Annotated in this window: 18 protein-coding genes; 11 read left to right on the top strand and 7 right to left on the bottom strand. The window is 71.0% G+C overall.

The features are described from left to right. Positions 1 to 6: 6 nt before the first annotated feature. The 3 genes from AC1D29_RS16660 to AC1D29_RS16670 are packed head-to-tail and all read left to right on the top strand — an operon-like array spanning position 7 to position 5,660. Complete coding sequence (locus tag AC1D29_RS16660) at positions 7 to 1,401, top strand: glycoside hydrolase family 30 protein (RefSeq protein WP_477899354.1); 1,395 nt, start codon at positions 7 to 9, stop codon at positions 1,399 to 1,401. Between the two features lie 5 nt (positions 1,402 to 1,406). Next, a complete protein-coding gene (locus tag AC1D29_RS16665) occupies positions 1,407 to 3,350 on the top strand; it encodes a sialate O-acetylesterase (protein WP_477899356.1) in 1,944 nt (647 codons plus the stop codon). Between the two features lie 57 nt (positions 3,351 to 3,407). Then, positions 3,408 to 5,660 carry a putative bifunctional diguanylate cyclase/phosphodiesterase gene (locus tag AC1D29_RS16670; RefSeq protein WP_477899358.1) on the top strand — a complete coding sequence of 751 codons (2,253 nt, stop codon included), beginning with the start codon at positions 3,408 to 3,410 and terminating at the stop codon, positions 5,658 to 5,660. Here the strand turns inward: AC1D29_RS16670 and asd are convergent. Beyond that, positions 5,647 to 6,480, bottom strand: coding sequence for an archaetidylserine decarboxylase (asd, locus tag AC1D29_RS16675; protein ID WP_477899360.1), 834 nt, complete (start codon positions 6,478 to 6,480; stop codon positions 5,647 to 5,649). The two genes, AC1D29_RS16670 and asd, sit on opposite strands and share 14 nt — an antisense overlap. 35 nt (positions 6,481 to 6,515) lie before the next feature. On the opposite strand from asd, the gene trhO reads away from it, so the two are divergent. Further along, positions 6,516 to 7,316, top strand: a complete 801-nt coding sequence (trhO, locus tag AC1D29_RS16680) for an oxygen-dependent tRNA uridine(34) hydroxylase TrhO (protein WP_477899362.1) — start codon at positions 6,516 to 6,518, stop codon at positions 7,314 to 7,316. Between the two features lie 11 nt (positions 7,317 to 7,327). Here the strand turns inward: trhO and AC1D29_RS16685 are convergent, their stop codons facing one another. From AC1D29_RS16685 to AC1D29_RS16695, 3 genes are all read right to left on the bottom strand, one after another. Next, complete coding sequence (locus AC1D29_RS16685) at positions 7,328 to 7,876, bottom strand: TOL_0243 family YfiR-like periplasmic protein (RefSeq protein WP_477899364.1); 549 nt, start codon at positions 7,874 to 7,876, stop codon at positions 7,328 to 7,330. Next, complete coding sequence (locus AC1D29_RS16690) at positions 7,864 to 9,774, bottom strand: TOL_0244 family TonB-dependent receptor (RefSeq protein ID WP_477899366.1); 1,911 nt, start codon at positions 9,772 to 9,774, stop codon at positions 7,864 to 7,866. Before AC1D29_RS16690 ends, AC1D29_RS16685 begins: the two co-directional genes overlap by 13 nt. A 133-nt stretch (positions 9,775 to 9,907) precedes the next feature. Further along, positions 9,908 to 11,020 carry a hypothetical protein gene (locus AC1D29_RS16695; RefSeq protein ID WP_477899368.1) on the bottom strand — a complete coding sequence of 371 codons (1,113 nt, stop codon included), beginning with the start codon at positions 11,018 to 11,020 and terminating at the stop codon, positions 9,908 to 9,910. Positions 11,021 to 11,148: 128 nt separating this feature from the next. Here AC1D29_RS16695 and AC1D29_RS16700 point away from each other — a divergent pair, with 128 nt between their 5' ends. The 4 genes from AC1D29_RS16700 (at position 11,149) to AC1D29_RS16715 (ending at position 15,646) form a co-directional block, all read left to right on the top strand. Continuing rightward, the gene (locus tag AC1D29_RS16700) at positions 11,149 to 12,477 is read left to right on the top strand and encodes a UDP-N-acetylglucosamine 1-carboxyvinyltransferase (protein ID WP_477899370.1); all 1,329 of its coding nucleotides are present in this window, start codon (positions 11,149 to 11,151) and stop codon (positions 12,475 to 12,477) included. A gap of 40 nt (positions 12,478 to 12,517) precedes the next feature. Further along, entirely contained in the window at positions 12,518 to 13,387 is an 870-nt protein-coding gene (locus AC1D29_RS16705) for a TIGR02285 family protein (protein ID WP_477899372.1), read from the top strand. Then, positions 13,384 to 14,292, top strand: a complete 909-nt coding sequence (locus AC1D29_RS16710) for a pseudouridine synthase (protein ID WP_477899374.1) — start codon at positions 13,384 to 13,386, stop codon at positions 14,290 to 14,292. Before AC1D29_RS16705 ends, AC1D29_RS16710 begins: the two co-directional genes overlap by 4 nt. Positions 14,293 to 14,548: 256 nt before the next feature. Continuing rightward, a complete protein-coding gene (locus tag AC1D29_RS16715; RefSeq protein ID WP_477899376.1) occupies positions 14,549 to 15,646 on the top strand; it encodes a GGDEF domain-containing protein in 1,098 nt (365 codons plus the stop codon). Here the strand turns inward: AC1D29_RS16715 and AC1D29_RS16720 are convergent. After that, on the bottom strand, positions 15,618 to 16,292 hold the full coding sequence (locus AC1D29_RS16720; RefSeq protein WP_477899378.1) for a hypothetical protein: 675 nt from the start codon (positions 16,290 to 16,292) through the stop codon (positions 15,618 to 15,620). The genes AC1D29_RS16715 and AC1D29_RS16720 overlap by 29 nt on opposite strands. A 77-nt stretch (positions 16,293 to 16,369) precedes the next feature. Between AC1D29_RS16720 and AC1D29_RS16725 the strand changes: the two genes are divergently transcribed. Both AC1D29_RS16725 and AC1D29_RS16730 read left to right on the top strand, forming a co-directional pair. Beyond that, a complete protein-coding gene (locus AC1D29_RS16725; protein WP_477899380.1) occupies positions 16,370 to 17,248 on the top strand; it encodes an amino acid ABC transporter substrate-binding protein in 879 nt (292 codons plus the stop codon). 96 nt (positions 17,249 to 17,344) lie between these two features. Continuing rightward, the gene (locus tag AC1D29_RS16730) at positions 17,345 to 18,331 is read left to right on the top strand and encodes a GGDEF domain-containing protein (RefSeq protein ID WP_477899382.1); all 987 of its coding nucleotides are present in this window, start codon (positions 17,345 to 17,347) and stop codon (positions 18,329 to 18,331) included. 20 nt (positions 18,332 to 18,351) lie between these two features. Here AC1D29_RS16730 and AC1D29_RS16735 read toward each other — a convergent pair whose 3' ends face one another. Then, positions 18,352 to 19,170 carry an HDOD domain-containing protein gene (locus AC1D29_RS16735; RefSeq protein ID WP_477899384.1) on the bottom strand — a complete coding sequence of 273 codons (819 nt, stop codon included), beginning with the start codon at positions 19,168 to 19,170 and terminating at the stop codon, positions 18,352 to 18,354. Between the two features lie 36 nt (positions 19,171 to 19,206). After that, positions 19,207 to 19,968 (bottom strand): sulfite exporter TauE/SafE family protein, encoded by a 762-nt coding sequence (locus AC1D29_RS16740; RefSeq protein WP_477899386.1) that lies wholly within the window; start codon positions 19,966 to 19,968, stop codon positions 19,207 to 19,209. A 450-nt stretch (positions 19,969 to 20,418) separates the two neighbouring features. On the opposite strand from AC1D29_RS16740, the gene AC1D29_RS16745 reads away from it, so the two are divergent. Then, positions 20,419 to 21,834: a TIGR03790 family protein gene (locus AC1D29_RS16745; protein ID WP_477899387.1), complete on the top strand. Its 1,416-nt coding sequence runs from the start codon at positions 20,419 to 20,421 to the stop codon at positions 21,832 to 21,834. Positions 21,835 to 22,009 lie beyond the last annotated feature (175 nt).

Raw genomic sequence — 22,009 nt, forward strand, 5'->3', positions numbered from 1 at the left:
AGGACCATGAAGACACTGCTTCTGACATTGACCGCCGCGCTCGCCGGCATGGCCAACGCCGCACCTGTACGGGCCTTTCTGACGACCGCCGACCAGCAGCATCTGCTGGCGCCCAGCGAGGTCGGCAAGCCGGCCGCCAAGGTGGAGGCCGTCATCCGCATCGACCCCAGGCGCCAGCACCAGCGCATCGCCGGCTTCGGCGCCGCCATCACCGAGGGCTCGGCTTGGCTGATCCGCAACGGCATGAGCGAGCCCCAGCGCGACGCGCTGATGCGCGAGCTGTTCACGCGCGACGGCAACGACGGCAAGGGCCTGGGCTTCGAGCTGACGCGGCTGACCATCGGCGCGTCGGACTTCTCGCGCCGCCACTACAGCCTGGACGACATGCCGCCGGGCCAGACCGACCCGGAGCTGAAGAAGTTCTCCCTGGCGCCCGAGCGTGCCGACGTCATCCCGGCCGTCAAGCAGGCGCTGGCGCTGAACCCCAAGCTGCAGGTCATGGCCTCGCCGTGGAGCGCGCCGGGCTGGATGAAGACCACCGACAGCCTGGTCCAGGGCCAGCTGCGCCCGGAGTTCCACGACGCCTTCGCGCGCTACATGGTGCGCTATGTCGACGCGATGAAGGCCGAGGGCGTGCCCGTCTTCGCGCTGACGCTGCAGAACGAGCCGCACTTCGAGCCCGGTGACTACCCCGGCATGCGCATGACGCCCGCCACGCGCGCGGCCGTCGTCGGCCAGCACCTGGGTCCGCTGCTGAAGCGCAAGGGCATGACCACGCAGCTGCTGGAGTGGGACCACAACTGGGACGAGCCCTGGAGCCCGCTGTCCATGCTGTCCGACAAGACCGCGCGCCAGTACGTGTCGGGCGTGGCCTGGCATTGCTACGCGGGCGACGTGTCCGCGCAGTCGCAGGTGGCGCAGCACTTCCCCGAGCTGGACGTCTGGTTCACCGAGTGTTCCGGCGGCGAATGGAAACCGCAGTGGGACGAGACGCTGCCCTGGATCACGCGCAACCTCATCATCGGCAGCACCCGCCACGGCGCGCGCGGCGTGCTGATGTGGAACCTGGCGCTGGACCCCACCTACGGCCCGCACCTGGGCGGCTGCAAGGACTGCCGCGGCGTCGTCACCATCGACCCGAAGACGGGCAAGGTCACGCGCAACATCGAGTACTACGCCTTCGGCCATGCCAGCCGCTTCGTGGTGCAGGGCGCACGCCGCGTGGACTCCCACGGTGAGGCCAAGGGGCTGGACCATGTGGCCTTCACCAACCCGGACGGCAGCACGGCCCTCATCGTCGCCAACTCCGGCAAGCAGCCGCGCCGCTTCACGGTGCAGGCGCCGGGCCAGCGCTTCAGCTACGAGCTGCCGGCCAGCGGCGTCGTGACCTTCACGTGGTGATCGCGATGCGCACGCTGCTCGTCGCCGCGTTGATGGCCGCCAGCGGCGCCGCCCAGGCGCTGGAACTGGCCGGCGTGTTCGCCGACCACATGGTGCTGCAGCGCGACGCGCCACTGCGCGTCTGGGGCCGCGCCGAGCCGGGGCAGCGCGTGCGCGTGCAGATCGGCGGCCATCATGCCGACGCAGTGGCCGGTGCGGATGGCCGCTGGCTGGCCCGTCTCGCACCGCTGAAGGCCGGCGGCCCGCACCAGCTGCAGGTCAACGCGGGCAACGAGCAGCGTGCCCTCGCCGACGTGCTGATCGGCGATGTCTGGATCGCCGCCGGCCAGTCCAACATGGAATGGCGGCTGGCCGATTCGCAGAACGCCGCCGCCGAGATTGCCGCGGCGAACCACGCGCAGATCCGCCACGCCAAGATGCCGCACCGCGTCAGCGTCGCGCCGCTGCCCGACGCGCCACCGCTGCGGTGGGACGTCAGCAGCCCGGCGACGGCCGGTGACTTCAGCGCCGTGGCCTATCACTTCGCGCGCCGCGTGCAGGCCGACGTCGGCGTGCCCATCGGCCTGTTGAACCTCAGCTGGGGCGGCACCCACGTCGAGACCTGGACCAGCCCGCGCGCTGCGGCCACCGACCCTGACCTGGCCGAGACGATGAAGGCCTTCCCCACCGATGTCGCCGCCTTCGTGCAGCGCCGCCAGGACACCCAGCTGGCCCGCGTGCGCGCCTGGCAGGGCGGGCCGCCCGAGCCGTTCCCCGCCGGTGGCGGCGCCGACCCGACGCTGGATGACAAGGCCTGGCCCACGCTGAACGCGCCCCAGGTCTGGGAGACGCAAGGCCTGGCCGGCTTCGATGGCCAGGTCTGGCTGCGCCGCCACGTCACGCTGACGGCGGCGGAACTGGGCGCGGCGACGCTGCACCTGGGCGCGGTGGACGACTGCGACGAGACCTTCGTCAACGGCCAGCCCGTCGGCAAGACCTGCGGCTGGGAGACGCCGCGCGCCTACCCGCTGCCCGCCGGCCTGCTGCGCGCGGGCGACAACGTCATCGCCGTGCGCGTGACCGACACCGGCGGCGACGGCGGCATCGATGGTCCTGCGGCCGGCCTGCGGCTGGAAACAGCGGCCGGCGCCAAGCCCCTGGCCGGCCGCTGGCAGGCCCGCGTCGAGGCGCTGCAGCCCCTCACCGAGCCCGGCCCCAACGACCTGCCCAGCCTGTTGTTCAACGGCATGGTCCAGCCGTTCACGCCCTTGGCCGTGCGCGGCGTCATCTGGTACCAGGGCGAGACGAACGCGCCGCGCGCCGCCCGCTACGCCCAGGCCTTCCCGCGCCTCATCGAGGATTGGCGGGCGCAGTGGCATCAGCGGGCCCTGCCGTTCTATTTCGTGCAGCTGTCCTCCTTCGGCCCGCGCCCGCCGCTGCCCGAGGGCAGTGCCTTCGCCGAGCTGCGCGACGCCCAGCGCCAGACCCTGCGCCTGCCCGCCACCGGCATGGCCGTCAGCATCGACGTGGGCGACGCCAACGACATCCACCCGCGCGACAAGCGCACCGTCGGCGATCGGCTGGCGCGCATCGCGCTGGCGCAGCAGTACGGCAAGCCCATCGCCTTCAAGGGCCCGACGCTCAAGGTCAGCCGCGCGCTGCCCGATGGGCGCTTCGAGCTGAGCTTCAGCGATGTCGCCGGTGGCCTGGCCGCGCGCGGCGGCGACCCGCTGCTGGGCTTTGCGCTGGCCGGCGCCGATCAGCGCTTCGTGCCGGCGCGCGCCGAGATCGTCGGCAAGGACCGCGTGCGCGTCTGGAGCGACGCGGTGACCAAGCCCGTGGCCGTGCGCTATGCCTGGGGCGACACGCCGCTGGAGGCCAACCTCGTGGACGGCGCCGGCCTCCCCGCCTCGCCCTGGCGCAGCGACCGCTGGCCGCTGGCCACGCGTGATATTCGTCCGGAGTTCTAACGACGCGGCGCCTGCATAGACGCTCGGTCAGCAGCCCATCCTCGCTAGGATGGCCTCATGACCTGGCTGCTGCTGATCAGCTCCAGCCTCCTGCTGATGCTCGGGGTTGCGATGCTCGTGTTGTCCAGGCTGGAGCCGGCCCACAGCCACATCAGCGACTGGGGCTGGAGCCAGATCTTTCTCGCCTTCGGCCTGGCGCTGGGCGTGGCGCTGGTGCCGGCGGACACGCAGTCCTTGCACTACCGCGTGCAGGCCACCGTGGCCACCGCCAGCATCGTCGCGTCGCTGGCCTGGCAGCTGGCCGGCGCCAGCCACTACCGCGGCAGGCCGTGGCGCTGGCGGCGCGCCGTGCCGTACTTCGTCGGTCTGCTCCTGGTCATCCTGGTGCTGGCCATCGTGGAGCAACGCTTGGGCGTCGTGGCCGCGGCCGTGATCCTGACCGGCGGCGCCTGGCTGGCGGCCTGGTGGCTGTGGCGCGATGGCGAGCCGGCGGAGCGCTTCGTCGCCGTGTGCTTTGTCGGCTTGGGGTTCGTCCACTTGAGCGGCCCGCTGCTGGACCCGCTGGCGCGCTCGCCGGCCACGCATGTCGTCGGCACCTATGTGCAGGGCACGCTGGCGATGGCGCTGATCCTGCTGTCCGTGCGGCGCGCGCATGGCGAGGCCAAGCGCATGGGCGAGCGGCTGCGCCAGCTGTACGAGCAGTCCATGCAGGGTTTGCTGGTTGTGCGTGAGGGCCAGGCCGTCTACGCCAACCCGGCGGCGCTGGCCATGTTCGGTTTCGACAGCATCGACGACATCGGCCCGGTCGCGCCGCTGATCGCCACGGCCGACATCGAGGCCGCACGCGGGCGCTACCAGCGCCTGCTGCAGGAGGGCAGCGGCCAGATCGGCTGGGAGGGCGAGCGCTACCGGCGCGACGGCAGCGCCATCTACCTGCGCGGCAGCTCCAGCTACATCGAATGGGAGGGCGGCCCGGCGCTGCTGGTGCTGATGCTGGACGACACCGCGCGCCAGCGCGCCACCGAGGCGCTGCGCCGCCAGGCCTTGCATGACGAGCTGACCGACCTCCCCAACCGCCACGCGGCGCTGGCCCGCCTGGCCGAGCTGACCGCGCCCGGCAGTCCCGGCTTCGTGCTGCTGTCGGCGGACCTGGACCGCTTCCAGCTCGTCAACGAGAGCCTGGGCCACGAGACCGGTGACGCCTTGCTGCAGGCCATCGCCGCGCGGCTGCGCGAGGCGCTGGCGCCCGAGGCCTTGCTCGCCCGGCTGGGGGAAGACCAGTTCCTGCTGCTGCAGCCCGGCGTCGACGACGACGCCGGTGCGCAGCTCGCCGGCCAGCGTCTGCTGGCGCTGATGAACGCGCCCTTCGTCGTGGCGCACCGCGAGCTGTACGTGCATCTGTCGGTCGGCATCGCACGCTTCCCGGCCCATGGCCTGGGCGGCGCGGCGCTGCTGCGCGCGGCCGACATGGCCATGCACCAGGCCAAGCAGCAGGCCGGTGCGGCGGTCGTCATCTACCGTCCAGGCATGGCGGCCAGCGCCGGCGGCCTGCTGGAGATCGAGCAGGCGCTGGCCGCCGCCATCGAGCAACAGGAGTTTCAGCTCGACTACCAGCCCAAGTTCGAATCCGGCAGCCGGCGCGTCGCCGGCTTCGAGGCCTTGGTGCGCTGGCAGCGGCCCGGCCGCGGCCGCGTCAGCCCGGCGGACTTCATCCCCGCCGCCGAGCGCACGGGCCAGATCGTGCCGCTGGGCGCGCTGGTGCTGCGCGAAGCCGCCCAGCAGCTGCGCGCCTGGCAGCGGCAAGGCCTGGCGGTGCTGCCGGTGGCCGTCAACGTGTCGCCGCTGCAGTTCGAGGACGCCGGCTTCGCGGATTGGCTGCTGGACCTGGTGCGCGCGCATGGTGTGGACCCGGCGCTCATCGAGGTCGAGATCACCGAGACCGCCGCGATGAGCCACCTGGACCGCGTGCTGCCGCAACTGGCGCGGCTGCGCGAGGCCGGCGCGGGCGTGGCGTTCGATGACTTCGGCACCGGCCAGAGCTCACTGACGCTGCTGCGCCGCCTGCCCATCACGACGCTCAAGCTGGACCGCAGCATGGTCGACCCGCTGCCCGAACCCTCGGCCGGTGCCGTCGTGCGCGCGGCCTGCGTGGTGGCCGAGGCGCTGGGCCTGGCCATCGTCGCCGAGGGGGTGGAGACCGAGGCTCAGGCCGCCGAGGTCGAGCGGCTGGGCTGCACGCATCTGCAGGGCTGGCTGCTGTCGCGCGCGCTGAGCGCGGACGCCGCCGGCGCCTTGCTCAGCGCGCCATGAGTTCGCCCATGCGGATGGTGCCGCCCGGCTGCCAGGCCGGGTTGAACTGCAGGTCGCTCTTGGGGAACAGCATGACCACGGTGGAGCCCAGCAGGAAGCGGCCCATCTCGTCGCCCTGCTTCAGGCTGACCTGGCCCGGCTCGTAGTCCCATTCACGCACGGGGCCCTTGCGGCTGATGCCGCCATGCCAGACGGTGGCCATGCTGCCGACGATGGTGGCGCCCACCAGCACCAGCACCCAGCGGCCCAGGGTGTCGCTGTCGAACACGCACACCACGCGCTCGTTGCGCGCGAACAGCCCCGGCACGCCGCGCGCCGTCGTCGGGTTCACCGAGAACAGCGCACCCGGCACATGCACCATGCGCACCAGCCTGCCGTCGGCGGGCATGTGGATGCGGTGGTAGTCCTTGGGGCTGAGGTAGAGGTTGGCGAACAGGCCGTCCTGGAACTGCGCCGCCAGTTTGGCGTCGCCGCCCACGAGCGCGGTCGTCGTGAAGGCTTGGCCCTTGGCCTGATAGACCTGGTGGCCCTGGATGCGGCCGACCTGGCTGATGGCGCCGTCCACCGGGCTGATCAGCGGCGCCTGGGCCAGCGGCCGTGCACCGGGCTTCAGCGCCCGGGTGAAGAAGTCGTTGAAGGTCGCGTAGGCCGCGATGCTGGGCTCCGCGGCCTCGTCCATGTTGACGCCATAGCGCGCCACGAAACGGCGGATCGTCGACGTCGTCATGCCGCCGCGCGGCTTGCTGGCGATGCGGCCGGCCAGGCGCGTCATGGCCCCTTTGGGCATCAGGTATTGGGGAAGGACTTTGAGGCGGGACATAGCGGGGCCAGTGTACGAGTCGACAATTCGCCGTCATGGCCCTGCTGCACAGCTCCTTCTACCGTTTTACCCCGATGCCGGACCCGACCGGGTTTGCCGAATGGCTGCGCGAGCGCGGCGCAGCGCTGGCGCTTGGTGGCGTGGTTCTCGTCGCCGAAGAGGGTTTGAGTGCGGCTGTCGCGGGCGAGATCGAGGCGGTCCGCGTCTTTGAGCGCGAGCTGCAAGCGCAACCCGGTCTTGCCGATCTGCATTTCAAGCACAACGCTTGCGAGCGCTCGCCGTTCAGCTTGCTGAAGGTGTCGGTCAAGCGCGAGATCGTCGCCTTCGGCGTGCCCGGCGTCAGTGGCGTCGATACCGGCACGCACGTCAGCCCCCAGCGCTTTCGCGAGCTGCTGGACGACCCGGACACCGTGGTGCTGGACAACCGCAACACCTTCGAGTTCAAGCTCGGCCGCTTCCGGGGCGCCATCGACCCGGGCGTGGCGCACTTCCGCGACTTCCCGGCCTATGTCGAAGCCCACCGCGACGAATGGCAGGGCAGGACGGTGGCGATGTACTGCACCGGCGGCATCCGCTGCGAGAAGACGGCGGCGTGGATGCAGGAACGCGGGCTCAAGGTGGCGCAGCTGGACGGCGGCATCCTGGCCTTCCTCGAAGCCTTCCCCGACGCATCAAAGGACTGGCAGGGCGAGTGCTATGTCTTCGACAAGCGCATCGCCATCGACGCCGCCGGCCGCGAGACGGGCACGAAGGCCGAAGCCGTGTTCACCGACCCGGCGGACGCCTGGCGGCTGGCGCGGGCGCGGCGGCTGGACCCCGAGGGCGGCGCTGCCTGAGGCCGGCGGCCTCAACGCGTCGCCGCATGCACCTTGTGAGCGACGGACAGCAGTCGCGAGCTCAGGCGCAGGTCGGCGCGTTCGGCGCCGTCGAGCAGCACCTCGAAGCGCACGCGCCCGCCCACCACGACGAAGTGAATGGCGCTGGCACGCGGCGGCACCTCACCGGCCGCGCCCTCGCTGACCAGCAACAGCCCGCGCCGCGTGCTGGCCGTCTCGCCGCGGGCCAGGAACAGCAGGTGCAGGCCTTGATCGACATCGGCCGCGCGCACGCGCCGCACCTGCACCGGTCGCGCCTGTACCGTGCGTCCCTGCACGGCCTGGCTCAGCTCGCTGAGCATGGCCTCCGAGCCCTGCACGCCGATGACAAAGGGCGCATCGGCGGCGCCCAGCGCGCCGTCGGGCCAGTCCACGTAGGCCGTGAACTTGTAGAGGAACTCGGCCTTGATGCGCACCTCGCCGCCGGGATCGTCGGGCTGCGCGCGGCCCACGCCGGCCATCAGCAAGCCCAGCGCAAGGGCAAGCAGCGGCCGGCGCCTCGCCGGTGTCACGGGGTCCACCGCAGTTGCGCGTAGGCCTCGGGCCCGAAGACGCTGCGGCCCGGCAAGGCATTGGCTTGCGCCTGGCGGCCATGCAGCAGGTTGCGGCCGCCCAGCGTCAGCGCCAGCGTGGGGCTGGCGCGCCAGCCGTGGCTGACGTCCAGCACGGTGTAGGCGGGCACGGCTGGCTGCGGCAGCTTGGCGACATGGCGCAGCGCCAAGTCCAGCTCATGGCGGTCCGCCGGCTGCAGCGAGGCGCGCAGCTGCCATTGCCGCGGCGGGTCGTTGCCCAGGGCGGACGGCCCGACCGGGTCGCGGCTGCCCGGCTGCACCGCCAAGTCCTGCTGCAGGCGGTTGAAGCCGGCGCTCAGCCGCAGCCAGGCCAATGGCTGCCAGTTCCCCCAGGCTTCCAGGCCCCAGCTGTTGCCGGCGATCATGTTCTGCACCATGGCATTGGGCGGCGGCTGGCCGCTGCGCAGCCGCTGCCAGTCATGGTGGTACAGCGTCAGCGCATAGCTCAGCGTGCTGCTCGGTTGGCCGCGATGGCCCAGCTCGACGACGCGCGCGACCTCCGACACGAAGCCGGCCCCGCCCGCGATGATGAAGGGCGGCTGCGGCGGCAGGCGCAGGTCGCGGTCCAGCCGGGCCGGCGCGCGCACCGCGCGCGACAGCGAGGCCCACCACTGCCAGCGCGGCGATGGCGACCAGGCCATGCGCAGCGACGGCAGCGTCTCCCAGCCCGTGTAGTCGTTGTGCTCGAACTTCGTGCCGGCCGTCAGACGCCAGCCGTCCGCCAGATGCCACTCATCCTGCACGAACAGGTTGTGCCACTGCTGCCGTGCGTGGTCGGGCACGAAGCCGAACACCAGCCCCGGCGCGACGTGGTCGCGCGCGCTGCGCCAGCCGCCGCCCCAGTCGATGTAGTGCGCGCCCCAGGTCAGGCTGTGCTGCGCCTCCAGGTCCAGCACCGTGAAGCGCGGGCTGTACAGGATCGCGTCCTCGCGCTCCACATGGTCGTAGTAGGCCCGCACGCGCAAGCGCGAGCCGCCGTCCAGCCGGCCGGTCCAGCGCGCCAGCAGGTTCGCGCCGGACGTGCGCACGCCGCCCAGGTTCCGTGCGCCGCTCACGCGGTCCGCCGTGTCGCCGCGGTAGACGTCGCCCTGCAATGTCAGCCCGTCCTCGTCGTCCAGCCAGTCGGCGCGCCAGCCCAGCTGCCAGCGCCTTGACTTGTCCGTCACGGCCGTGCCGGCTTCGGTCTCGGTGGCATCGCGCTGCTGCAGCTTCGCGTAGGCGCGCCAGTGACCCTGCAGCGGCAGCTTGCCGCCGTGGCGCAGCGCGGCCGAGCGCTCGTCCGTGCCGGCATCGACGCGCAGCAGCAGCTCCGTTTCCGCGGCCGGCCGGCGGATGATGTTGATCACCCCATTGACCGCATTCGTGCCCCAGACGCTGCCACCCGGGCCGCTGATGACCTCGATGCTGGCCACGTCGTCCAGCAACACGTCCTGCTGGTCCCATTGCACGCCCGAGAAGTAGGGCGCGTAGACCGTGCGGCCGTCGATCAGTACCAGCAGTTTGTTGCCCACCGAGTTGTTGAAGCCGCGTGCGCTGATGGCGTACTGGTTGGCATCGACCCGCGCGACCTGCAGGTTGGGTGCCAGCTGCAGCGCCTCGGGCAGGCTGCGCGCGCCGGAGCGCCGTATCGCGTCGGCACTGATCACGTACAACGAGGCCGGCACCTGCGCCAGCTTCTCGCGGCGCCGCGACACCGAGCTGATGTCGATGTTGGACAGCTGCTCCAGCGACAGCTGGCTCAGATCCTGCGCGGCTGCGGGGGCGGCCAGCAGCGCCAGCAGCACGGCCCCGCCGGCAGCTCGGCGGTGGGTGGGATGAGGCTTGTCCTTGTCAGTGGGCTGGCGCATGGATCACCTCGCCTGTCGCTTGGGGTCTGACATGACCCGGGCTGGTGGTGCCAGCATAACAACGCCGTCCCCTGGATGCGGCGTCGCCGGCGCGGGTCGACAAACCCGGCCGACCAGCATTGCGACTGATCGCTCAGCGCCCGGGCAGTGCGCGCCAGGATGACGCGACCAGTTCGCCTTCGCCCACGGTCACGGTGACCTCGAACCATCGACCGGGGGTCACGACGAGCTGGGCCGCGGCCTGCACGGCATCGTCCAGGCCCAGCAGCAAACGTCGGCCGCCCTCCGATTCATGCTGCAACCAGTACACCACGCCGCTGCCAGTCGTCGGTGTGGCCGACCCCGTGGGCTTGGGGAAGGGCGTCGACGGATCTGCGACGAAGGCGGCCAGCGCCTCGGCCCGGCGCGGCAGGAAGATCAGCCGGCCCTGGGGCACTTCGCCGTCGCGCGAGAACGCAACGCCGCGGTAGGCGAAAAGCGCCAGTGCATTGCCTAGACCCTCGTCCTGCGTCAGCGCTGACCTCAGCACCTCAGGGGCGATGCGAAATTTCAGGGTTTCGGTGGGGGCTGGAGCGGCGGCGCGCGGGGCAGTCGCCAGCGCGCTGGCGTTCAGCTGCCGCAGTTGCTCGGCCACGGCAGCCTCGTCCAGCCCGCCGCGCTCGACCCGCTCCTGCACAGTCATCGCGTCAGCCGCCAGCGGGTATAGCTGGAATTTGCCGCTCCCGGTGGCCTCGAACTGCGTGGCATACCACTGCGGTTGACGCCGCGCCATCATCAGCCGGTCCCAGGCGCGGGCGGCGAGCTTGGGCAAAACCAAGCGGTCGCCGAACTTCAGCTCACCATCGGTGGCCACGGCAAGGGCCAGCCGCAGCCGTTCTTCCTCGCCGGCATGCAGCAGGATCAATGCGGCGCAGCGGTGGTCCTCGAAGCTGCGGACGCGCCCGGCGCGCAGGGCGGCGATGGCGAGGTCCTGGCGTTCGCGATCGCGTCGGCCGATGGCGGCCCAGTCGGTGGCCGCGGGATCGCGGTCATGTGCGTCGCGTTCGCGCTGATCGGCGATGCAGGCCGCCTGCAAGGGCGAGGGCGGCGCGGCCGAAGCGGCGGCGGGCATGGAGACAGCCAGGCACAACGCCCAGCGCCAGAAACCCGGGGTTGGGATCATCGAATGTCTTGTCCCGCTGTTGGAGTGGTGGCGCGCATCATGCCGCACCTGCGGATGGCGACGCCATTCACCGCGCGGCGCCACCGCCCTGCTGCGGAAGATTGATTCCCCCAGCGCGGAACGAAGCTTCCGGGCGGCGGCGCGTGTGCCGCGCCGCAAACGCCGACAATGCCACCGCGCGCCACTTGCGCGCACCGAAATCCCCTCATTCGATGTCCCATCTGATCGTCCACGGCGGCACCCCCCTTTCGGGCCGCATCACCCCCTCGGCCAACAAGAATGCCGTCCTGCCCATCCTGTGCGCCACGCTGCTGACCAAGCAGCCGGTGCGGCTGCGCGGCGTGCCCGAGATCACCGATGTGAAGAAGATCGTCGAGGTCTTCCGCAAGCTCGGCTCGCAGGTCGAGCTGGACTTCAAGACCGGCATCCTCGACGTCCACCACCGCGACACGCACTTCGACCCGGCCACCGACCGGCTGCCGGAAGAGATGCGCTCGTCCATCATGCTGGTGCCCGGGCTGATGGCCCGCTTCGGCGCCGCGCGCATCGAGGACGACGTCAAGGGCTGCACGCTGGGTGCGCGCGAGATCGACCCGCATGTGGAGGTCTTCCAGCGCTTCGGCGCCAGCGTCGAGCGCCATCCCGACGGCCTGGTGGTGCGGGTGGTGCACCAGGCGGATGTGGGTGCCCCCAGCGGCCGACTGCAAGCCAATGACCACTGGACCGACTACGCCTCCGTCACGACGACCGAGAACTTCGTCCTCTGTGCCGCGCTGGCCGACGGCGTCTCGACGCTGACCAACGCCGCCAGCGAGCCGCACGTGCAGGAGTTCTGCAATTTCATGTCGCTGCTGGGCGCGAAGATCGACGGCCACGGCACGTCCAAGCTGAAGATCACCGGCGTGGCCGAACTCGGCGGCGCCGACTACACCTTCACCGAAGACTTCCACGAGATCGTCACCTTCCTGGCCCTGGGCGCCATCACCGGCGGCAACGTGCAGGTCAAGAACGGCGCGCCGGAGATGTTCCCGCTGCTGGACCGCACCTTCGCCAAGTTCGGCGTGCAGATCGTGCACGAGGACGGGTGGAGCCGCTGCGTGACCGACGGTCCGCTGAAGGTGAAGGAACCTTTCACACGCAACATCCTGCAAAAGGTCGAGGCGGCACCCTGGCCTTATGTGCCGGTGGACTTGCTGCCCATCTTCGTGGCCTTGGGCGTCAAGGCCGAGGGCAGCGTGATGTTCTGGAACAAGGTCTATGACGGCGCGATGGGCTGGACCAGCGAGCTGGCCAAGTTCGGCGCGCATGCCTTCCTCAGCGACCCGCACCGCATGATCACCTTCGGCGGCAAGCCGCTGAGCCCGGCCGAGGTCGAGAGCCCCTACATCATCCGCGTCGCCATCGCGCTGCTGATGGTGGCCGCCAGCATCCCGGGCAAGAGCGTGATCAAGAACGCGACGCCGATCCGCCGTGCCCACCCTAATTTCGTCGAGCACATCGGCGAGCTGGGCGCGCGCATGGAGTGGGTCGACGGGGATTAAGACCTTCATGTTGCGCCGGCTTTGCGCGGCCGCATGCCTGATGGCTTCCGCCGCCCACGGCGCGCCGCCTGTCGACACGCTGCGCTGGGTGGCGCAGGACGTGCCGCCTCATTTCAGCTTCGTGCAGGGCCGCCCGCCGCGCAGCGTGGCCGAGCTGGGCCATGGCGAGGTGGACGGTTTCATGCGCGTGTTGCTGGCGCGCATGCCGCAGTACCGGCACGAGTTCGTCGAGGCCAGCACGGCCCGCTACGAGGCCGAGAGCCGCCGCGGCGAGACGCTGTGCTCGACGATGCACGTGCGCACGCCGGCGCGGCTGGACTGGCTGTACTTCTCCCACCTCTACCCGCCGCTGGTCTCGCGCGAGCTCCATGTCATCGTGCGGCGCGACGCGCTGGCCCAGCTGTCCGAGGGCCGGCCGCAGGACGGCCGCCTGGTGCTGGCCGAGCTGCTGAAGCGCCAGGAGCTGCGCCTGCTGCTGGCGCGCGACCGGGCCTTCGGCGCGCAGATCGACAACCTGCTGGCCCAGCAGGTCGTGCCGCGCCTGGCCGTCGGCGCGCAGCTCAGCACCCAGCTGCTGGACATGCTGCGTGCCGGCCGCATGGACTACACGCTGGAGTACCCCGCCGTCGTCAAGGACTACCTGGCCCGTGTGGGCGACCCTGGCGCGCTGGTGGCGCTGCCGGTGGCCGAGGGCCTGAGCACGCTGCTGGCCACCGTGTCCTGCAGCCGCACGCCCGAGGGGCGCCGCCAGATCGAGGCCATCGACGCGGCGGTGCGCGAGCTGGCACGCGACCCGCAGCGCGAAGCCTGGGTGCGCGAGTGGCGCGGCAACCGTGCCGACGCGCAGGACATGAAGCGGCTGAACGCCTACATGGACGAGCGCGCTCGCGGCGGGCCGCGCATCGAGTGACCCGCCCGGCCAAGCCGACGCTGCCGCTGCGTGACGGCGTGGGTGCCAGCGCCGTGTTCTGCCCGCCCGGGCCGTGGGTGACGCTGGCCGTCTTCCTCGCCGAGCGCCTGCCCAAGGTCGACGACTGGGCGGCGCGCATCGCCCGCGGCGAGGTCGTCGACGAGACCGGCCGACCGGTGGCCTGCGACTACCGCCCGCATCGCCGGGTCTTCTACTGGCGCCAGCTGGACGCCGAGCCTGACATCCCGTTCGCCGAGCGCGTCGTCTTCCAGGACGAGCACCTGCTGGTCGCCGACAAGCCGCACTTCCTGCCCGTCACCCCAGGAGGCCGCTATGTGCAGCAGACATTGCTGACGCGGCTGCGCCGCACGACCGGCCTGGCCGAGCTGAGTCCCATCCACCGGCTGGACCGCGAGACGGCCGGCCTGGTCGTCTTCAGCGTGCGCGCGGCCGAGCGGGCGGCCTACCAGAACCTGTTCCGCGACCGCGCCGTCAGCAAGGTCTACGAAGCCGTCGCGCCCGCCGGCCCCGGCCCCTGGCCGCGCGTGCTGCGGCACCGGCTGGTGGAGCGCGAGGGCGACGCCTTCATGCAGATGCAGGCCGTGGCCGGCGAGGCCAATGCCGAGACTTGGGTCGACCTCGTCGAAGCGCTGGACGACGGCGGCGTGGCGCGCTACGAGCTGCGCCCCACGACCGGCATCAAGCACCAGCTGCGCGCGCAGATGAGCGCCATCGGCCTGCCGCTGCTCGGCGATCGGCTCTATCCCGTGCTGCAAGCTCACGAAGACCCGCCGCGCTTCGACGCGCCGCTGCAACTGGTCGCCCGCGAGATTTCGTTCATGGACCCGCTGACGGGCCAGGTCCGCTGCTTTTCACGCGACACCGCGACAATCGCGCCGCCATGAAACGACCCCTCGCCCAGTCCCGCCCCGTTGACCGCGGGCATGCCCGGTCGGTCTTGCAGACCGCGCTGCGGCTTGGGCCGCAGCCCTTCGGCAGGCACATGCCGCCCACCGGGCGCCATGTGTCCGGCCTCAGCCCCCGAGGGGACGGCGATGCTTGCCGGGCTGACCGGCAAGCACATCGCCCGAGGCGGGCCGGCTTGGGAGCGGCCCGGCGCTCGGTCTGCAAGCCGCTGAAAACGCGGATGGGACCACTGACATGAGCGCGCCTACTGCCGAAGGTCAGGTGCAGGAGCTGCGCCGCCAGCTGCAGTCGCTGCTGGAAGCCGCGCATGCCAACGAGCGCAAGCTGGACCGCTTCGACGCGCTGGAGCGCCGGCTGATCGCGGTGAGCTCGATGGAGGAGCTGGTCAGCCTGCTGCTCGTCGAATGCCGGGCCGACTTCGGGCTGGACGCCGCCGAGCTGTGGCTGCTGGACCCTGAGGAAGAGTTGCGCCGCGCGCTGCCGACGCTGCCCATGGTCAAGGCGCCGGTGCTGCTGGACAGCCATGCGCCGCTGAAGGACTTGTTCGGCGCCGCGCGCACGACCCGCCTCATCGGCCCCGGGCCGGACGAGGCGCTGCTGGCTAAGGCATTTGACGCCGACGCCGGCGTGCGTTCGGCCGCGCTGCTGCCGCTGATCCGCCAAGGCCTGCTGATCGGCAGCCTGCACCTGGGCTCGCGTGACGCGGGGCGCTACGACGCGGCCTCGGGCACCAAGTTCCTGGACCGTCTGGCGGCCATCGCGGCCATCGCCATCGAGAGCATGCTCAACCGCGAGCGCCTGCGCCGCGCCGGCATGACCGACGGCCTGACCGGCGTGCACAACCGCCGCTATTTCGACCACCGCAGCCTCATCGAGTTCAGCCAGGCCGTGCGCCACCGCTACCCGCTGGCCTGCCTGTTCCTGGACATCGACCACTTCAAGGCCATCAACGACGGCCACGGCCACCCGGCCGGCGACGAGGTGCTGCGCCAGGTCGGCGGGCTGATCCTGCGCTCGCTGCGCACCGGCGACCTGGCGGCGCGCTACGGCGGCGAGGAGTTCGTCGTGTTGCTGCCGCGCACCGACCTGGCCGGCGCCTGCGAGGTGGCCGAGCGCATCCGGCTGATGGTGCAGGAGGCGCCCTTCGTGACGCCCGACGGCGGCACCGTCAGCGCGACGCTGTCGGCCGGGTTGGCCATGTTGCCGGCCGGCGCGACCAGCTTTGCGGACCTGTTGTCCGCTGCCGACCGCGCCCTTTACGAGGCCAAGCGCACCGGCCGCAACCGCACCGTCTCCGACGACCTCAGCGCAGCCACTGCAGCTGCATCGTGAACATGTCGCCGCGGCTGCCATAGGTCTTGCCGAACAGGAAGGCCGCGTTCAGCGTCACGGTATCGGGGCCTTCGTCCCACAGCGTGGCCAGCAGCGCCGGCCCGGCGCGGTGCGACTGGCGTGGCCGCGGCGACCAGTCGTTCCACTGCCCCACCTCGCTGAAGCCCTCGACGCCCGCACGCCAGCCGGGGGCCACGCGGTAGACGCCGCGCCACTGCAGCTTGAGCCGTGTGTCGTGCTTGGCGCTGTCGTACTCCCAGAATGCGCCGGCATTGAGCCTGAGCCGGCCCAGATCGGTCTGCCAGACCGGGCCCAGCTCCAGAGCGTTGCTCTCGCCGCGGTTGCGGATCAGCTGGGCGTGGATGGCCAGGTCATAGGGCTTCTCGCCCTGCGTCAGCAGCACGACGTTCTGCCAGTTCAGCGTCGACAGCACCTGGTCGGAGGCGCCATAGCCTATCCAGCTGGCCAGCAGCCGTGTCGTCCAGCGCGTGTTGATGCCATAGCTCACGCCGATCTCGGGCCACAGCGTGGCGGCCTCGTCGGGCGGCTTGACGGTCCAGTAACGCAGCTCGGCACCCCAGCGGCCGGCCTGGTCATAGGGTGTGACGACGTAGTAGCCCGGGTCGGCCATGGCCGAGGAGGCCAAAGCCGTTATCCCTGCCACGACCCAGCTGCCGCATTTCATGCGGGCACTCTAGAGGCTGGCTCACAATGGCCGGCAACATGAAAACCCTGCTGTCCCTCCTGCTCGCGCTCGGTCTCACGGTCGGTGCCGCCGCCGGCCCCACGCTGGAGCGAATCCAGTCCAGCGGCCGCATCGTGCTCGCCCACCGCGAGTCTTCGGTGCCCTTCAGCTACCTGCTGCCCGACGGCCGCCCGGCCGGCTATGCGGTGGACCTGTGCCTGAAAGTTGCCGAGGCGCTGCGCAAGAAGCTGAAGATGAAGGAGCTGAGCCCGCAGTTCCTGCTCGTGACGCCGGCCAACCGCATCCAGATGGTGGTGGATGGCAAGGCCGACCTGGAATGCGGCTCGACGACCAACAACGCCGAGCGCCGCGAGAAGGTCGCCTTCACCGTGCCGCACTACATCACCGGCGCGCGCTACCTGGTGCGGGCCGACAGCGGCATCACGGAGCTGGCGCAGTTCGACGGCAAGACGCTGGTCTCCACCAAGGGCACGACGCCGCTGAAGTCCATCACGCAGGCCAACAACGAGCGCGCGCTGCACATCAACATCCTCGAAGCGCCCGACCACGCCAAGGCCATGGAGATGCTGGCAGCCGGCCAGGCCGACGGCTTCGTCATGGACGACGTGCTGCTTTACGGCATCGTCGCCGCGCGGCCCGACGCGGCCAAGTTCCGCGTCGTCGGCAAGTTCCTCACCATCGAGCCGCTGTCCCTGGTGCTGCCCCGGAACGACCCCGAGCTGAAGGCCATCGTCGACGAGGAGATGAAGCGCCTCATCACCAGCCACGAGGCGCACGCGATCTACGAGCGCTGGTTCATGAAGGCCATTCCGCCCAAGAACACGGCGCTGAACCTGCCGATGAACTATCTGCTCAAGGACTTCTGGAAATACCCCTCGGACCAGGTGCCTTACTGAGTGCGCCGGCCGCGTAGCGTTCGGTCACGCCCAGACAAACCCCGAGCGATTGCGCGGCGAAGGCCGTGACAATTTGTGCCGCAGTACGCGACACCGATGACGACCGATTCCCTCGCCGAACCCCTGGAGCACGCCGTGCCGCGCCGGCTCGGTTCGCTGCGGCTGCGGCTGACGCTGGGCGTGCCGCTGCTCAACGGGCTCATCGTGGCCGTCTTCGAATGGAGCCTGGGCGGCTTCGAGCCGCATGGCGAGGGCCTGGCCCGCGCGGCCTGGATGGTGCTGCTGCTCAGCGCGGCCCAGCTGGTGCTCATCGAGGCGCTGCTGCTGCGCCCGCTGCGCCTGCTGGCCGCGGGCTGCGAGGCGATGGAGTCCGCCCCCGTGCCGTTGACGCCCGAGGATGCGACGCCGGCGCCGGGCCTTGCGGCCGAGCTGGACCGCATCGGTCACGCCATGCTGCGCGCCCGCGGTTCGCTGTGGCAGCAGGACCAGAACGCCCGTGAGCTCAGGCGCGAGTTGGCCCAGCAACGCCGCCTGCTGCAGGAAGCCCACGCGGCACTGCAGGCCAACCAGCGCGAGCTTGACGGCCTGGCGCGCACCGACGCGCTGACCGGCATCGCCAACCAGCGCGCCTTCGACGAGGCGCTGCGCCGCGAGTTCAAGCGCGCCCAACGCCTGCGCGGCCTGCTGGCGCTGGCCGTGCTGGACCTGGACCAGTTCAAGCAGTTCAACATCACGCATGGCCCGGCGGTGGGCGACCTGGCGCTGCAGCGCGTCGCGGCGCTGCTGAGCGAGCGCTTCAAACGCGACACCGACGTCGTGGCCCGCCTGGGGGGCGAGGAGTTCGTCGCGCTGCTGCCCGGCTTCGGCATGGCCGAGGCCCAGGGCGTGCTGGAGTCACTGCGCGACGAGTTGCGCGCGCTGCGCCTGCCCGACGGCAGCGGCAGCCTGACCATCAGCGTGGGCCTCGCGGCCGCGAGCCCGGCCCACCCCTACCTGAGCGCGCAGGCGTTGCTGCAGGCGGCGGACGAGGCGCTGTACATCGCCAAGCACGCCGGCAGGGACCGCCTCAGCTTGGCCGCCTGAACAACCGGCGGCCGCTAAGTTCAGCGGCCGTGCTCTTGCGCGGCCTGCAGTTGTTCGTTGACCCGACGCGCCGCGCGCAGCACCAGCGTCTCGTCGAGCTGTGCCTGCGGCGCGATCTGGCTGGCCACGTCGTCGAGCTGGTCGGGGTGGCTCAGCAGCGCCCAGGCCACCGTGGAGATGGCGGCGACGCTGCGGCGGGCGAGGCTCTCGGGCATGGTCAGCGTGGCCTGCACCTCGACGTGGTGGCGCACGCTGGCGACGGCGGCCGGCGCCAGGCCCCAGCTCTCGCACAGCGCGGCGCCCAGCGCGTCATGGCTGACGCCGAAGGCCGTCTTCTCGAGCTCGACCAGTTCGGCATCGCGCGGCGCGGCGCGCAGCATGGCGGGGTAGTGCGTCGGTGCATGGCGGTACAGCACCGCCTTGCCGCATTCCTCGAACAGGCCGGCCGAGTGGGCGGCCCAGGGGTCCACGCCCAGCATCTGGCCCATGCGGCCCATCAGCAGGCCGCGCTGCGAGGCGCGCGACCACACCGACTCCAGCTCCGCGGCGGCCGGGAAGGCGGCGCGCAGGCCCATCTCGAAGGTGATGGCCGCGACCTCGCGCATGCCCAGGTAGGTCAGTGCCTGGTGCACCGTCTGCACGCGACCGCGCAGGCCGTACAGCGACGAGTTGACCGCCTTCATAACGGCGGCGGCCAGCGCCATGTCGGTCTCGACCAGCGCGGACATGGCCTGCAGGTCGATGTCCTCAGCCGCCATCAGCAGCGAGAGCTTGACCAGGACCTCGGGCTGGGTCGGGATCTCGATGTCCAGGTTGCGCAGTTGAGGATCGACGGGCATGGTGAATGGAGGCGCTGGGGAATGCCTGATGGTAGATCAGCGGAAGAAGGCGTCCCAGGCTGTTTTGAGGATGAGAGCACCAACGACGATGACGAAAACGCCGCGCACGAAGCCGGCGCCGTGCTTGAGCGCCAGCCGCGTGCCGGCCAGGCTGCCCATCACATTGGTCACGGCCATGACGGCGGCCACATGCCACCAGATGTGGCCCTTGCTGACGAACAGCGCGATCGCAAACGCATTGGTCAGCAGATTCATCAGCTTGGCCGTGGCCGACGCGTGCAGGAAGTCGTAACCCAGCAGCCGCACGAACAGGAAGACGAAGAAGCTGCCGGTGCCGGGGCCGAAGAAGCCGTCATAAAACCCCACGGCCAGCGCGATGCCGGCGGCCACCAGCGCTTCGGTGCGGCCCGTGTAGCGCGGCCTGTGGTCGCGGCCGAGTTCCTTCTTGGCCAGCGTGTAGACCAGCACGGCCAGCAGCACCAGCGGCAAGGCCTTGCGCAGGCCGTCCGGGCTGGCCAGGGTCAGCGCCCACGCGCCGGCAAAGCTGCCCAGGCCGGCCATCGCGGCGGCCGGCATCAGGCGCTTCCAGGGCAGGTCGACGCGCTTGACGTATTGCAGCGTCGCCCAGCCCGTGCCCCAGACGGACGCGCCCTTGTTCGTGCCCAGCAGCGTGGCCGGTGCGGCGGTCGGGAAGGTACTGAACAGCGCCGGCACCAGCACCAGCCCGCCGCCGCCGGCGACCGCGTCGATGAAGCCGGCGAGCAGCGAGGCGAGGGCAACGGTAGCGAGTTCGAGCATGTGCAGATCCATCGGCGCACGAGGCGGCCGTCGTGCCCTGACCGGGCCGAGCGCTTGGCCGCCCGAGCCGGCCCGTCTGGCGATGTGCTTGCGGCTCGATGCCACAAGCTTGCCGTCCCCTCGGGGGACCGACTGGGCTTGCCCGCGTCCAGCGGTGCAAGACCGGGCGAGGGGTGCAAAATAAAACGGCCACCAAGGGGTGCCTTGGTGGCCGGTGTGATTGTCTTCGGGGTTACGAAGCAACCTTGTGCGCTTGTCGCTTGTCTTGTCTCCTCACAACCCGCCCGGCGGCCCGAGACCGGAGTCCGGAACCGCGTCGAGTGACGAGAATGTATTGCCCCGCCACGGTGCATGAAACTGGGGTAAGCCCGGGTTCGCGGAGCACGAAAGGGCATGGACGCACCGAAAGCGTGCATTTCGAGGGCCGCCGACCCCGTGGAGAATGACCGCATGCCGCGTCTCGCCCGCCTGTTGTCGCCCGTTTTGCTAACGCTGTTATGTGCCTGCGGTGGTGGCGGCGGGGGCGGCGGTGGCACGGGCGGCGACACCGGTGGCGGCGGGACGGGAACGGGCGGTGCTGGCATAGGGCAGACGCTCACGCTGACGCTGCCCGCCAACGGCCTCGCGGCGGCCGATCTGGCCGTCGTTGTGGCCGAGGGTGACACCCTCAGCGAAGGGGCCGGCGCGGCCTATCTGGCGGCCCGCGGCGTGCCGGCGGCCAACCTGATCCGCGTCAAGGTCAACACGGCCAGCGCCACGATCACGGCGGCCGATTTCGCGTTGCTTAAATCCGACATCGACGCCAAATTGGCGGCGGCGGCCCCCGGCGTGCAGGCCACGCTGCTCGCCTGGGCCGCGCCCAGCCGCGTGGCGGGGACTTGCAGCATGGGCATCACGAGCGCGATGGCCTTCGGTTTCGACACGCGCTACTGCAGCCCCAATCCGTCGACCAATGCCTGTGCGACCACGACGGCATCGCCGCTGTACGACAGTGAGTCACGCCGCCCGCAGGCCGAGCTGCAGGTTCGCCCGGCCATGCTGCTGGGCGCGACGACGCTGGCCGCGGCCCAGGCGCTGATCAACCGGGGCGTGGCCGCGGACGCGACGCGACCGGCCGGTGAGGGCTGGCTGGTGCGCACCACGGACGAGGACCGCAGCCCGCGCTGGCCCGATTTCGCGCCGCTGCCGACCGCCTGGGGCAGCGCGCTCAAGCTCAACTACGTCGACAACAGCGTCGGCCCGGTGAGTGCCAATGCCCTGTCGGGCAAGAGCGACGTGCTCTTCTACCTGACCGGTCTGGTCAACGTCGCCAACCTGTCGACGATCCAGTTCCGCCCTGGCGCGCTGGCCGACACGCTGACGTCCACGGGTGGCGTGCTGCCGAACGGCAATGGCCAGATGCCCATCACCGCCTGGCTGGACGCCGGCGCGACGGCCAGCTACGGCACGGTGGAGGAGCCCTGCAACTTCCAGCAGAAGTTCTCGCGCGCGTCGGTGCTCATCGACCAGTACTGGCGCGGCGCCACGGCCATCGAGGCCTACTGGAAGGCCGTGCAGTGGCCGGGCCAAGGCCTGTTCGTCGGTGAACCGCTGGCCCAGCCCTTCCGCGACACGGCCAGCTTCGCCATCGTGGCCGGCGAATACCAGATCAAGACGCGGGCCTTGCGCCCCGGCAGCCGCTACTCGCTGCAATACCGGCTGTCTGGCAGCACCGCGTGGACGACGCTGGCCGACTTCACTGGCGCGCGCGGCCAGGTGCTGGACGGCCGCGCACCGCTGCCACCGGCCGCGGCGGTGCAGATCCGCTGGCAAGGGCCGTGCGCCGACAACGCCAGCAACAGCTGCACGCTGGCCCAGTCGCCGTGACGGGATTGGCGGCTGCGCCGGCCAAGCCGGCAAGCATCGCCGTCTCCTCGGGGGCCCGGCCAAGGTGCGTCTTGGCCGAGGGGCGTCACATAAGCCCCTGAGAATGCGGGGCGGTCAAATCCCGATTGCCGGGCGGCCCCGCCCAGTCAAAAGTCGCCCTCCCGCTGTACCCCGC

The sequence above is a fragment of the Roseateles sp. P1_C6 genome (assembly GCF_056406315.1).

Excerpts from the sequence above, each read along its gene's own strand:
- AC1D29_RS16660 (WP_477899354.1), top strand. The coding sequence starts at position 7 with ATGAAGACACTGCTTCTGACATTGACCGCCGCGCTCGCCGGCATGGCC.
- AC1D29_RS16665 (WP_477899356.1), top strand. The coding sequence starts at position 1,407 with ATGCGCACGCTGCTCGTCGCCGCGTTGATGGCCGCCAGCGGCGCCGCC.
- AC1D29_RS16670 (WP_477899358.1), top strand. The coding sequence starts at position 3,408 with ATGACCTGGCTGCTGCTGATCAGCTCCAGCCTCCTGCTGATGCTCGGG.
- asd (WP_477899360.1), bottom strand. The coding sequence starts at position 6,480 with ATGTCCCGCCTCAAAGTCCTTCCCCAATACCTGATGCCCAAAGGGGCC.
- trhO (WP_477899362.1), top strand. The coding sequence starts at position 6,516 with ATGGCCCTGCTGCACAGCTCCTTCTACCGTTTTACCCCGATGCCGGAC.
- AC1D29_RS16690 (WP_477899366.1), bottom strand. The coding sequence starts at position 9,774 with ATGCGCCAGCCCACTGACAAGGACAAGCCTCATCCCACCCACCGCCGA.
- AC1D29_RS16700 (WP_477899370.1), top strand. The coding sequence starts at position 11,149 with ATGTCCCATCTGATCGTCCACGGCGGCACCCCCCTTTCGGGCCGCATC.
- AC1D29_RS16705 (WP_477899372.1), top strand. The coding sequence starts at position 12,518 with ATGGCTTCCGCCGCCCACGGCGCGCCGCCTGTCGACACGCTGCGCTGG.
- AC1D29_RS16715 (WP_477899376.1), top strand. The coding sequence starts at position 14,549 with ATGAGCGCGCCTACTGCCGAAGGTCAGGTGCAGGAGCTGCGCCGCCAG.
- AC1D29_RS16725 (WP_477899380.1), top strand. The coding sequence starts at position 16,370 with ATGAAAACCCTGCTGTCCCTCCTGCTCGCGCTCGGTCTCACGGTCGGT.
- AC1D29_RS16730 (WP_477899382.1), top strand. The coding sequence starts at position 17,345 with ATGACGACCGATTCCCTCGCCGAACCCCTGGAGCACGCCGTGCCGCGC.
- AC1D29_RS16735 (WP_477899384.1), bottom strand. The coding sequence starts at position 19,170 with ATGCCCGTCGATCCTCAACTGCGCAACCTGGACATCGAGATCCCGACC.
- AC1D29_RS16740 (WP_477899386.1), bottom strand. The coding sequence starts at position 19,968 with ATGCTCGAACTCGCTACCGTTGCCCTCGCCTCGCTGCTCGCCGGCTTC.
- AC1D29_RS16745 (WP_477899387.1), top strand. The coding sequence starts at position 20,419 with ATGCCGCGTCTCGCCCGCCTGTTGTCGCCCGTTTTGCTAACGCTGTTA.